The following is a 12,787-nucleotide window of genomic DNA, read 5'->3' as shown; positions in this document are numbered from 1 at the left end:
TCTCTAGAAGCTATTAAGGATGACCGATAGTAATAAATATATGTTTCTACAGACTTGGAGTGATCATAATGAATATTGCGGTCATAGGAACAGGGTATGTAGGTTTAGTAACAGGTGTTTGTTTAGCCGAAGTTGGGCATAAGGTTACCTGCATTGATGTCGATTTGGCAAAGGTTCGAATGCTAAAAAGTGGAATTTCCCCGATTTATGAACCTGGACTTCAAGAGATGATCCAAAAAAATATAGCAGAAAATCGCCTTAGTTTTACTAGTGAATTTCAAGAAGGAATAGATGAAGCGCAAGTTATTTATATCGCTGTCGGTACCCCGTCCAATGATGACGGTACTGCTGATTTAAGTGCTGTTGAAAATGCCTCACTTGCCATTGCAAAGTATATTAAAAACGATGTCGTTATTGTAACAAAAAGCACTGTGCCCATTGGAACAAATGATCGAATAAAGGCTATCATCGAGTATAACAAGTTCTCTGATAACATTACTGTCGATATTGTGTCAAATCCGGAATTTCTTAGAGAGGGATCCGCTATCCATGATACATTCCATGGAGATCGTATTATTATAGGCTCCGATAGCAAACTTGCTGCAGATATTGTCGAAGAAATAAACCGACCTTTCCAGGTGCCTGTTTTTAGAACGTCAATTCGAAGTGCTGAAATGATTAAATATGCTTCCAACGCCTTTCTTGCAACCAAGATAAGTTTTATTAATGAAATATCGAATTTATGCGAAAAATTAGACGCAGATGTTACTGAAGTGGCTTTAGGGATGGGGATGGATAAACGGATAGGGAAGCACTTTTTGAATGCTGGCATTGGTTATGGAGGTTCGTGTTTTCCTAAGGACACCAAAGCTTTGATGCAAATAGCCGGAAATGCTAATTATCAGTTTGAATTATTAAAGTCGGTTATTGAAGTAAATAAAAAACAACAAAGCATTCTGACAGAAAAAGCAAAGAAACGGTTTGGTTCTCTTGAGGGGCTGACCGTTGCTATATTGGGACTTGCATTCAAACCCAACACTGATGATATGAGGGAAGCAGCATCCATTACGGTAGTCAATGAACTACTTTCGACGGGGGCAAAAGTGATAGCATACGATCCAATCGCCACCGAAAAAGCAAAAAAGGTCCTTCCACTAGGGGTATCTTACGTGGATTCAATCGAAGAGGCGATACAGGATGTCGATTGTGCTATGATTTTGACCGAATGGCCTGAAATTTGTGAATATGAATTGGGGAAATTTGTAGAAAAAATGAAGACACCGATTATTTTCGATGGTCGGAACTGTTTTAGCAAAACAGATATTCAAAAGTATCAAATTGAGTATCATTCAATTGGTAGAGCAAGTATTCTGTTGGATGATGCCAAAACTTGTTTCACGGTTAATAAGGATTAGTGAGATTTCTATCTCTATATTGAAATGACTAAAATCCGACAAATATTTACAAATTCCTTACAATAAAACCTTTTCCTTGGTAATTGACACTGGATAAGCTTGGGTGGTATAGTCAGACATGTGGGGCTTGGTTACAAGGATCACACTCTTATTTGATAATGAAGGGAATGTTAGTGCATGCAAGGTAAAGTAAAATGGTTCAACGCAGAAAAAGGCTACGGTTTCATCGAAACTGAAGAAGGCGGCGACGTATTCGTACACTTCTCCGCGATCCAAGCTGAAGGCTTCAAAACGCTGGAAGAAGGCCAATCCGTCGAGTTCGAAATCGTTGAAGGCGCACGTGGTCCACAAGCCGCTAACGTAATCAAACTGTAATCATCCCGGCACAGCCGACCTACATATGAACGGTACGATGGTTAACAATTAAAGATTCGCTAGCAACTCCCCGGGGGAACCCGGGGTTTTCTTATTTTTATTATGCTATAATTTTCTAAAGTGAATGAGTTCGTAATCGAATGAGGTGACCTCCTTTGCACAACCTTCGACCTTGGCTGCGCTGGCTGCCGGCGATCGCGATGATGGCGATTCTTTTTGGGTTTTCTTCGCAGTCTTATGAGGAGCAGTCGCTGGTGCCGGAAATTGAGAAGAGCACCTCGGACCAGTGGATTGAGAATCGATTCGGCGGGATCCGGTTCAGCTATGGTGACTATGAAATCAGTGTGGACAGTGTGGGCGGGGCGAGCTTCATCGAGTTTTTTATTCGCAAAGCGGCGCATTTCGGCAGTTATGCTTTACTGGCAGCGTTCCTGGTTTACGCTTTAGGCGGTCGGGGACGATCCAATCGGCGATGTCTGCTCTTTGCGATTTTGATCGCATTCCTCTATGCCTGTACGGATGAGCTGCATCAGAGCTTTACGCCGGGGCGGACGGCGATGGTGCAGGACGTGCTGCTGGATACGATCGGGGCCGCGTGTGGGGCGGCGTTCACGATTTTGTTGAAATCCTGGTGGGGAAACCGGAAGGATCGCCGGGCTTGAAAGCGCGGGGGATTTGCCGATCTGCCCGTCTTTTTTTACGGATATCGCGGTGGTTTACAGACCTTTAACACTTTTTACTTTGCCTTAACGTCATGGTATAATAAAGGTGCAAAGCAAAGGAGGAGTGCCCTATGAATTTTAGTATTCGAGGACAGCAGATTGAAGTGACTGAGGCCTTGCGTGACTACGTAGACAAGAAGCTCAGCCGGCTAGACAAGTACTTTGATGCACCCCCTACCTCAGACGGTACTGTCACGTTAAGTGTGGTACGAGGCTTGCACGCGGTCGAGGTAACGATTCCTTTGACCGGCGTTGTGCTCCGTGCGGAAGATCGCAGCGATGACATGTACGCATCCATTGATGCGGTTGTGGACAAGCTTGAACGTCAAATCCGCAAGCACAAAACGAAAATCAACCGTAAACTGCGCCAGAAAGGCGTGAAGAACAGCCTCTTTGTAGAGGGCACGACCGCAGGCTCCGTTGCGCTGGATGAAGGCGAGGAAGAGCTGGAAGTGGTTCGTACGAAACGCTTTACCTTGAAGCCGATGGACGTAGAGGAAGCGATTTTGCAAATGAATATGGTAGGACACAACTTCTTCGTTTTCTCGAACATCGACACTAAAGAAGTGAACGTCGTCTACAAGCGCAATGACGGCAAATACGGTTTGATTGAACAGGATTAACCCCTTGCACTCCGTGCAATCATGGCAACTTGCTTCAAACTAGGTGGTAATTCCTGTGATACTTACGCAAAGGAAACGAGCCTTATCCGCCCGCGGATAGGGCTCTTTATTCGTATACAAAGGCGCTTTACCGCAATGCAGACGTGACGGGGCGTGTTGCGGCGTGCCTTACAAACTGTTACAATTTAGGCAAATCATCTGTTTATGCGTGAAAGGGGTAAATCATGCTGGGATTAGTAAAAAAGATATTTGGCGACACGAATGAACGTGATGTCAAACGTCTGATGAAGACGGTAGATTATATTAATTCATTAGAACCGCAATTTGAGGCGCTTTCGGACGAGCAATTGAAAGGGAAAACCGCTGAATTCCGGGAACGGATCGAGAAAGGCGAGACGCTGGATGATTTGTTGCCGGAGGCTTTTGCCACAGTACGGGAAGCTTCGAAACGCACGCTCGGGATGCGTCATTTTGATGTGCAGCTGATCGGCGGTATGGCGCTTCACGAAGGCAAGATTGCGGAGATGAAAACCGGTGAAGGGAAGACGCTGGTCGGAACCCTGCCGGTTTATTTGAATGCGCTCCTGGGGAAAGGTGTGCATGTCGTTACCGTCAACGACTATTTGGCACAACGCGATAGCCAGCAGATGGGGCAGATTTACAACTTCCTCGGCATGACGGTTGGGGTGAACCTCAACGGCATGGAGCATGAGCAGAAACAAGAAGCTTACGCTTGCGACATCACGTACGGCACGAACAACGAGTTTGGATTTGACTACCTGCGCGACAACATGGTGCTCTACAAAGAACAGATGGTTCAGCGGCCGCTGTATTATTGCATTATTGACGAAGTGGACTCCATCTTGATCGATGAAGCGCGGACGCCGCTGATTATTTCCGGCCAAGCTCAGAAATCCACCGAGCTGTATTATGCAGCCGATCGTTTCGTGAAGACGCTGACGCCGGAGGAAGATTATACGGTAGATATTAAAGTAAAGGCTGTTTCGCTGACCGAAAAAGGGGTTGCTAAAGCGGAACGCGTTTTTGGCATTGATAACTTGTACGATCATAAACATGTTACGCTGAACCACCACGTGGTGCAGGCGCTCAAAGCGAACGTCATCATGCGCCGCGACGTCGATTACGTCGTGACCGATGACGAGGTGCTGATCGTCGATGAATTTACCGGTCGGATCATGCAGGGCCGCCGCTACAGCGACGGGCTGCACCAGGCAATCGAAGCCAAAGAAGGCATCGAGGTACAGAACGAAAGCATGACGCTGGCGACGATTACGTTCCAGAACTACTTCCGGATGTACCGCAAGCTGGCCGGGATGACCGGTACGGCGAAGACCGAGGAAGAAGAATTCAAGAAAATTTACGGCCTTGAAGTGCTCCAGGTGCCGACCAACCGGCCGAACCGTCGGATTGACTTGCCGGACGTTGTTTATAAGAGCGTTGACGGCAAGTTTAAAGCCGTTGTCGAAGAAATCGTGGAGCGTCATAAGAAAAAACAACCGGTGCTCGTTGGTACGGTCTCGATCGAGAACTCCGAACGCGTATCCGAGATGCTGAAGCGCAAAGGAATCCCGCACAAGGTGCTGAACGCGAAATACCATGCGGAGGAAGCGGAAATTATTTCCCACGCAGGGGAACCGGGTTCCGTGACGATCGCTACCAACATGGCGGGTCGCGGTACCGACATCTTGCTGGGTGAAGGCGTGGCCGAATTGGGTGGCCTGCATATCATAGGTACCGAACGCCACGAATCGCGCCGGATCGATAACCAGTTGCGCGGTCGTGCCGGTCGTCAAGGCGACCCCGGCTCCACGCAGTTCTACCTGTCGCTGGGCGACGAGCTGATGAAGCGGTTTGGTGCGGATAACGTGCTGAACATGATGGAACGCCTTGGCTTCGAGGAAGACCAACCGATCGAGAGCAAGATGATTACCCGCGCGATTGAGTCAGCGCAAAAACGCGTAGAAGGCAACAACTTCGACGTGCGCAAAGTCGTCCTGCAATATGACGATGTCATGAACCAACAGCGCGAAATTATCTATAAACAACGCCGGGAGCTGCTGGAATCGGAGAACATTAAGCAAATCGTTCTCGATATGATTAAGCCGGTCATCGAACGGGTGGTTGAAGCCCATACCGCTGACGAGATACCGGAGAACTGGGAACTGCAAGAAGTTGCCGATTACGTCAACAGCAAGCTGCTGGACGAAGGCGCGATTACGAAAGACGATCTGTGGGGCAAAGAGCCAAATGAGATGGTCGAGTATATTTTTGAACGCGTCCTGACGAAGTACAACGCTCGCGAAGAAGCAATTGGTCCGGAAATGGTACGGGAGTTCGAGAAGGTTATCGCTCTCCGCGCGGTCGACAGCAAATGGATGGACCACATCGACGCGATGGATCAGCTGCGTCAAGGTATTCATCTTCGTGCATACGGCGGTACTGACCCGCTGCGCGAGTATCAATTTGAAGGCTACGAGATGTTCAACGCGATGATCGCCAACATTCAGGAAGAAGTCGCGACATACATCATGAAGGCGCAGATCGAAACGAACCAGGAGCGTCAAGCGGTTGTGGATGAGAACAAAATCACTACAAGCGGCGAACCGGCTGAGAAACGCCCGGTCAAACGCGGCGAGACGATCGGCCGCAACGACTTGTGCCCATGCGGAAGCGGCAAGAAGTATAAACACTGCCACGGCCAAAACGCATAAACCACGGATACGCGGACCGTTACGGTTCGCACCAAGCATTAGCGGGTGACCTGGGAATCCCCGGGTACGCCCGTTTTTGCCCGTTGGGCCCATGATGAAGACAGAGCCGAATACGATAAAAGAAAGGTGATTCAACGTATGATCGACGCGAACGTGAAACAAGACATGCGCGAAATCGCAAAGAAATTAACTAACCTTAGGGGGTCTCTTTGACTTAGATCTGAAGCAAGAGATGATCGCCAACTATGAGGAGAAAATGGCGGCACCGGATTTCTGGGACGACAATGAGAAAGCTCAGGGGCTTATCGCCGAGATGAATGCGGTCAAATCCTCAGTCGACCAATATACGGCGCTGCAAAACGAATACGATGAGCTGGAAATGATGGCGGAGCTCGCCGAGGAAGAAGGCGATGAATCGCTGGCTGCGGAGGTAGCGGACTCCGTAGAGAAGCTCGTCAAGAAGCTGGAGGAATTCGAGCTCCAGCTGCTGTTGAACCAGCCATACGACAAAATGAACGCGATTCTCGAGCTGCATCCCGGCGCCGGCGGCACCGAGTCCCAGGACTGGGGCCAAATGCTGCTGCGGATGTATACCCGCTGGGCGGAGAAACGCGGCTTCAAGGTCGAGACGCTGGATTACCTGCCGGGCGACGAAGCTGGGATCAAGAGCGTTACACTGTTGATCAAGGGCTACAATGCCTACGGCTACCTGAAGGCGGAGAAGGGCGTGCACCGGCTGGTGCGGATCTCGCCGTTTGACGCTTCTGGACGCCGGCATACGTCCTTCGTCTCCTGTGACGTCGTGCCGGAGATCAGCGATGACGTGGAGATTGAAATCCGTAACGAGGATCTGAAAATCGATACGTACCGCGCCAGCGGCGCCGGCGGTCAGCACATCAACACGACCGACTCGGCCGTGCGGATTACCCACATCCCGACTGGGATCGTGGTAACCTGCCAGAATGAGCGCTCGCAGATCAAGAACCGTGAACGGGCGATGACGATGCTTCGCTCCAAGCTGTACGAACGCAAGATCGAGGAGCAACAACGCGAGTTGGATGAGATCCGCGGCGAGCAGTCCGATATCGCCTGGGGCAGCCAAATCCGCTCGTACGTGTTCCATCCGTACAGCATGGTGAAGGATCACCGGACGAACGTGGAGACAGGGAATGTCGGCGCGGTGATGGACGGGGATTTGGACGCGTTTATCGACGGTTATCTGCGCAGTCAGATTAAAACGAACACGGAGAATTAATCGGCAGGGCGGAGCGCCTTGGTGTGACCATTCCGCCCGAGCCGCTGCTAAAGCTGCTAAATATGACCCACCTTGGCCACGCTTGGTACGGGTGGGTTTTTCGTTGTACCAATTTCATGAAATGCCAGTAAGGAGGGGCAGCAATGCCACCGAAAGTTCGCAAACGCCATCTTCAAGACTATATCCCGGTCGCCGGTCCGGTACGCCATACGATAGATACGCTGATGATTATCGTAGGCTCTCTGATCACGGCCTTGGCGTTTAATTTGTTTCTGGTCCCCAGTCATATCGCCTCAGGCGGTGTCTCGGGATTATCGATCATCATTCAATCGCAATTTGGGATCGAACCCGCCTACACGCAATGGGCCCTGAATATCCCGCTATTCATTGCCGGCTACGTGTTGCTTGGGCGGGACTACTCCATCCGTTCTTTGTTGGGCACGGTGGTGCTGCCGTTCTTCGTCTTCTTGACGCGGGACATTCCAGTGCCGACGACAGATCCGTTGCTGGCTTCGTTATATGGAGGTATCGGGGTCGGGATCGGGCTTGGCATCGTGTTCCGAGGCCGGGGATCGACAGGGGGACTATCCACCTTAGCGCAAATCATTCAGAAATACAGCGGCCTGAGCCTTTCCGTTTGTGTTGTGATGATGGATGGGATAGTGATTGTGTTGGCGTTATTTTTGCTGACCCCGGAAAAAGCGCTCTATGCCCTGATCGGCTTGTACATCACCGGTAAAATTATCGATGCCATCGAGCTGGGCTTCAACTATACGAAGGTTGCTTATATCATCGCCGACCGAACGGAAGAGATCGCGCAAGCGGTCCTTACTCATCTGGATCGAGGGCTGACCAAGCTGGACGGCCAAGGCGGGTACACCGGCGATGCGCGGACCGTGCTGATGGTCGTCGTCGGGCAGAGCGAAGTCACGCGACTCAAGACCTTAGTGCAGACGCTGGATCCCAATGCGTTTGTGATTATCACCAATGCGCATGAGGTGTTGGGGGAAGGGTTTAAAAGAGCCTAGAGAAATGTGACGTAATCCATAAGTGTGGGGCAAGTAGATTGATCTACCTGGCCATACTTATGGATTTTTTATTTATCATAACGACATTTTACATAAACAATACTTATAAGGAAAATATTAGATTTTTCATCCTGATCTAGGAATTTATGTTTGGACAAACAGTATCGTGAGTGGTAGCCTTTAAATCATCAGGCCTGATAGTCATTATTTCTCATAGGAGGCATTATTTTGAAGCGATTGATTGGCATCATCTTACTTGCTGTTGGAATTATAACTGGTTCAATTACATATCCTGCTTCCACCCACGCGGCATCTCAATTTACGGGTGGATTATTGGACGGGATTTCGATAGAGATTGGAGCTTCGGTTGGGCAATCGACGACTACGGTTGCAGAAATGACAGATGGCGATGTGTCGACAAGAGGAATACTTAGTACATCAAATGTAGCATGGCATTCCTTTTCTTCCCCAGTAGAAATTTCTTCTGTCGTGCTGAAGAGTAGTGGGGCAGGAATCATTGAATTTTATGATAATCAAAATAGCTTGCTGCAAAGATATAATGTTTTAAGCAATGATGGGATTCAAACCCTTCCAACTCCAGTACAGAATGTTACTACTGTTGTTTTAAAAGGTGCATCAAGCAATATCAATGTGTACGAGTGGAATGTATTTACGGTCCCTTCCGTGCCACCAACAGCGACGACCATCAATTGGATCCAGGCCGGGGATCAAATTGTAAAATTGGATTGGGATCATACAGGAGCTGCCTCTTATAATGTAAAACGTTCAACATCCGCTGGCGGCCCTTACACCTTACTGGCGAACGTTAAAGGAACAACGTATGTAGATCAAGCCGTCACCAATGGAACGACCTATTATTATGTAGTTAGTGCGGTCAATGAGGCGGGGGAAAGCAGCGATTCGTCTGAAAAAAGTGCTAAACCGAATACAACCAAATATACGGGCGGATTGTTAGATGGGTTATTAATCGAAGCGGGTAATACAGTTGGGACACCAACGAGAACAACACGTGAAATAACGGACAACAATACGGGTACCAGATTTGTCATGACAACCGGAAGTTTTGCATGGTACACATTTTCTTCCCCAGTAGAAATCAACTCTGTGATTGTGAATAGCAGTAACGTTTTGGCTGTTGAGTTCTACGATGCCAATAATAACTTGCTGCAGAAATATGATCTTATCAAAAATGACGGAATTCAAACGCTCCCGACCCCAGTACAAGATGTGACAACGGTTGTATTAAAAAACGGGTCAATTAGCAGTATCAGTGTATACGAATGGAATGTATTTTCAAACCCTTCAGCACCACCACTAGATACAACCATTAACTGGATCCAGGGCGGTGATCAGTTTGTAAAGTTGGAATGGGATAACACAGGAGCTGCCTCATATAACGTAAAACGTTCGACATCAGCAGGCGGTCCTTACAGCTTACTGGCGAACGTGAAAGGCACAGCATATGTAGATCGAGCCGTAACGAATGGAACGACCTACTATTATGTAGTCAGCGCAGTGAATGAGGCTGGGGAAAGCGGAAATTCAGCGGAAAAAAGCATTACACCAAATGCAACCAAATATACGGGTGGATTGTTGGATGGGCTATTAATCCAAGCTGGTAACACGGTAGGAAACCCAACGCGTACCGCACGTGAATTGACAGACAACAATACACGTACAAAATTTGTCTTGGTTACTGGTGGCGTAGCATGGTACACATTTTCTTCACCGGTGGAAATCAATTCCGTGATCGCCAGTGGCACTAACCTGGCTGTTGAGTTCTATGATGCAAGCAATAACTTGTTACAACAATACAACATCGTGAATAAAGATCAGGTTGAAATCCTTCCTACCCCTGTCCAAAACGTTATGACAGTTGTGCTAAAAAATGTGGGTACAAGTGTTAGTGATGTCTACGAATGGAACGTCTTTGGCAAAGGCGGAGAACCTGCAGATGCACCGATGAATTTGACAGCATCCGCGGGGAATAAAAAAGTTGTTTTGAATTGGACAAGCCCGAGCAGTAATGTGACGAGTTACATCGTGAAACGCTCCCTGGTGCCTGGCGGGCCGTATACGGCGATTGCTACAGTACCGGGGAACACAACAACTTACACGGACACCAATGTTGTAAACGGTACGACTTATTATTATGTCGTCTCTGCGATTGGATCGACAGGTGAAAGCGCCAATTCTAACGAGGCATCTGCCACACCAAAAGCCGATGTAGTTACTCCTCCTGGTCAGACCGGAGAGAGAGCGCTGCTTCGGATTACGCTAAACAATGGGATTGAGAAAGAATACGACTTATCTATGGCAGAAGTATACGACTTCATTAATTGGTATGAAGGACGGGCGAACGGAGTAGGAACGGTGATGTATGCCTTTGATAAACATGATAATAACAAGGGGCCGTTCAAAAGTCGCAAAGACTACGTATTCTTCGATAAAATTATTACTTTTGAAGTGAATGGATACGATGTCGGTACGAGTGGGCCGGAGGAGGATGGGGGATACCCTGTTCCGTATCCGGAAGAATATTAATAACGTTAAAAGCACGGGTTGAAGTCAACACTTCAGCCCGTGCTTTTTTCCATGGATCAACAAGTTCCTCAAACCAAGCCATCATAGATAGACTGCTCATTTTTTTGCGGGAACCGTTCGCCGCGCTCCCAAACCAGCTCAAACGATTCGAATTGGTGACGGGGCGGTACTTGCGGCCCCAATACGCCAAATACCCGCTCCACGCTCCAAATTTGCGATTCATGGGCGGCGAGGGCTTGGCGTTTGGCTTCCCAACGGTTGCCGGCTGCTACGCGCAGCACGCTGGAATGATCGGAAGTGTACGATCCCAGTTGGTTGTAATACAACTTCTGCACGGTTGGCGCTTGGCCCCCAAAGACGACATCGTTTACGGCGTGATGGATGACGATATGATCCGGGTGTCCGGACAGGCCGTCTTCCGGGAACGTGACGACCACCTGTGCCTGATGGCGCCGCAAGAAGTCGGCGATCTTCTCCCGCAGCATTACAGGATTCGCCTCCTTCAGCTTGCCGTCCGGCAGCCCCAGTTGCTCAACGACGGAGATGCCGAGGATCTCAGCGGCTTTGGCCAGCTCCTGATCCCTGCGGGCCGCTAACTGTTCGCGGGTCATCTCCCCTAAGCGGCCGGTTTTGCCCGCGTCTCCCCGGGTAGCCGTAAGCAGCACCGCCTTGCCTCCTTCATCCGCGATTTGTCGGATTAAATAAGAACATCCAAATGTTTCATCATCGGGATGAGCGTATACGAATGCGATTGTTTTTTCGTTCGACATGGTGCTTCTCCTCCTTCTATACGGTTCATGAGCACCTTTTAAATATACCTGATTCAGCCCCTACATAAAAGTTTGGCGGCCAAAAGAGGGGCCTGACATGCGAGGGGAAATTTTTTGTGAGAGTTGTTGTATTTATATAAGTTCAGCCGTATAATAATACATATTTACAACGGAATGATGCATATTGTTGATTTCATAGGGTTGATCCAATGGGAGAGGAAGCGAGGTTAGCATTGTGAACGGGGAGAAAATAAAAGTAGCCATTGTCGGTTCCACGGGATATGGGGGCGTGGAGCTGATTCGTTTTTTATGGGGACATCCGCATGTCGAGATTGCTTCGGTGATTTCCGTTACTAGCGCAGGAGAGCCTATAACGAACGGGTTCCCGCATTTATCCGAGATCATCGTTCAGCCGCTGGACGGCTTGAATCCAGAGGAGCTTGCCACGAAGGTGGATGTGGTATTTACTGCGACGCCATCCGGGGTCAGCACGAAGCTAGTGCCGCAGCTGCTGGAGGTTGGACTGAAGGTTATTGATTTGTCCGGTGATTTTCGGCTTAAAGACGGCCGGGAATACGAGGCTTGGTATAAACATGAGGCTCCGGAAGCCGCGTTGCTTGAGCAGGCGGTATACGGCTTGGCGGAGATTTACGGCGATGAAGTAAAAGGCAAGGAGTTCGTCTCCAACCCGGGCTGCTATCCGACCGCTACGCTGCTTGGCCTAATCCCAGCGTTAAGTGCAGGTTGGATTGATCCGGGCAGCATCATCATCGATGCGAAATCGGGGGTATCCGGCGCAGGCCGCGGGATGAACCTGACGAACCATTACGCGGAAATCAATGAAAATATGAAAGTATATAAGGTCAACAAACATCAGCATATCCCTGAGATCGAACAAACCTTGGGGCAAATCACCGGCGAACCGGTTACGGTAACGTTCACAACGCACCTAACCCCGATGACGCGGGGGATTATGTGCACGATGTATGCCACATTGAAGGGGGCTTACACGGAGGAAGATTTGATTCAGCTGTACCGTCAATATTACGAAGGACGTCCGTTCGTCCGCATTCGGGATAAAGGCAAGTGGCCAGCGACCAAGGAAGTATTTGGCTCGAACTTTTGCGACATCGGCTTTGCGGCGGATGCGCGTACAGGTCGGCTGACGATCGTGTCCGTCATTGATAATTTGGTTAAAGGCGCGGCGGGGCAAGCGATTCAGAATTTGAACCTGATGATGGGTTGGGAAGAAACGACCGGCTTGAAGTTCACACCCGTTTATCCGTAGGTAGATATGAACTT

The 12,787-nt window shown here is 49.1% G+C and carries 10 protein-coding genes; 9 read left to right on the top strand and 1 reads right to left on the bottom strand.

The window, feature by feature from the left end:
- The first annotated feature begins 68 nt into the window (after positions 1-68).
- The 8 genes from PBA01S_RS11440 (at position 69) to PBA01S_RS11405 (ending at position 10,715) form a co-directional block, all read left to right on the top strand.
- Positions 69-1,415: a UDP-glucose dehydrogenase family protein gene (locus PBA01S_RS11440; RefSeq protein ID WP_028538133.1), complete on the top strand. Its 1,347-nt coding sequence runs from the start codon at positions 69-71 to the stop codon at positions 1,413-1,415.
- Between the two features lie 177 nt (positions 1,416-1,592).
- On the top strand, positions 1,593-1,790 hold the full coding sequence (locus PBA01S_RS11435; protein ID WP_009225364.1) for a cold-shock protein: 198 nt from the start codon (positions 1,593-1,595) through the stop codon (positions 1,788-1,790).
- Between the two features lie 155 nt (positions 1,791-1,945).
- Entirely contained in the window at positions 1,946-2,452 is a 507-nt protein-coding gene (locus tag PBA01S_RS11430; protein WP_016314124.1) for a VanZ family protein, read from the top strand.
- Positions 2,453-2,583: 131 nt separating this feature from the next.
- Positions 2,584-3,135 (top strand): ribosome hibernation-promoting factor, HPF/YfiA family, encoded by a 552-nt coding sequence (gene hpf, locus PBA01S_RS11425; RefSeq protein WP_016314123.1) that lies wholly within the window; start codon positions 2,584-2,586, stop codon positions 3,133-3,135.
- A 224-nt stretch (positions 3,136-3,359) separates the two neighbouring features.
- On the top strand, positions 3,360-5,867 hold the full coding sequence (secA, locus tag PBA01S_RS11420) for a preprotein translocase subunit SecA (RefSeq protein WP_028538132.1): 2,508 nt from the start codon (positions 3,360-3,362) through the stop codon (positions 5,865-5,867).
- A gap of 138 nt (positions 5,868-6,005) precedes the next feature.
- Positions 6,006-7,122 (top strand): peptide chain release factor 2 gene (gene prfB, locus PBA01S_RS11415; RefSeq protein WP_127576021.1). Its coding sequence is split into 2 segments (ribosomal slippage): positions 6,006-6,077 and positions 6,079-7,122, totalling 1,116 coding nucleotides; the frame shifts between segments, so codons are not numbered across the junction.
- A gap of 143 nt (positions 7,123-7,265) precedes the next feature.
- On the top strand, positions 7,266-8,150 hold the full coding sequence (locus tag PBA01S_RS11410) for a YitT family protein (protein ID WP_028538130.1): 885 nt from the start codon (positions 7,266-7,268) through the stop codon (positions 8,148-8,150).
- A 228-nt stretch (positions 8,151-8,378) separates the two neighbouring features.
- A complete protein-coding gene (locus PBA01S_RS11405; protein ID WP_307719246.1) occupies positions 8,379-10,715 on the top strand; it encodes a fibronectin type III domain-containing protein in 2,337 nt (778 codons plus the stop codon).
- A gap of 68 nt (positions 10,716-10,783) precedes the next feature.
- Here PBA01S_RS11405 and PBA01S_RS11400 read toward each other — a convergent pair whose 3' ends face one another.
- A complete protein-coding gene (locus tag PBA01S_RS11400; protein ID WP_028538129.1) occupies positions 10,784-11,485 on the bottom strand; it encodes a PIG-L deacetylase family protein in 702 nt (233 codons plus the stop codon).
- Between the two features lie 235 nt (positions 11,486-11,720).
- On the opposite strand from PBA01S_RS11400, the gene argC reads away from it, so the two are divergent.
- Positions 11,721-12,773: an N-acetyl-gamma-glutamyl-phosphate reductase gene (gene argC, locus PBA01S_RS11395; RefSeq protein WP_084628821.1), complete on the top strand. Its 1,053-nt coding sequence runs from the start codon at positions 11,721-11,723 to the stop codon at positions 12,771-12,773.
- Positions 12,774-12,787: the final 14 nt, after the last annotated feature.

The sequence above is a fragment of the Paenibacillus barengoltzii NBRC 101215 genome, from assembly GCF_004000745.1.
GTDB classification, from domain to species: Bacteria; Bacillota; Bacilli; order Paenibacillales; family Paenibacillaceae; genus Fontibacillus; species Fontibacillus barengoltzii.
The sequence above is the reverse complement of the archived record's forward strand: the minus strand, read 5'-3'. Positions and strand labels throughout refer to the sequence as shown.

Coding starts and splice junctions, on each gene's coding strand:
- hpf (WP_016314123.1), top strand. CDS start 2,584: ATGAATTTTAGTATTCGAGGACAGCAGATTGAAGTGACTGAGGCCTTG.
- PBA01S_RS11400 (WP_028538129.1), bottom strand. CDS start 11,485: ATGTCGAACGAAAAAACAATCGCATTCGTATACGCTCATCCCGATGAT.
- secA (WP_028538132.1), top strand. CDS start 3,360: ATGCTGGGATTAGTAAAAAAGATATTTGGCGACACGAATGAACGTGAT.
- PBA01S_RS11435 (WP_009225364.1), top strand. CDS start 1,593: ATGCAAGGTAAAGTAAAATGGTTCAACGCAGAAAAAGGCTACGGTTTC.
- PBA01S_RS11410 (WP_028538130.1), top strand. CDS start 7,266: ATGCCACCGAAAGTTCGCAAACGCCATCTTCAAGACTATATCCCGGTC.
- PBA01S_RS11440 (WP_028538133.1), top strand. CDS start 69: ATGAATATTGCGGTCATAGGAACAGGGTATGTAGGTTTAGTAACAGGT.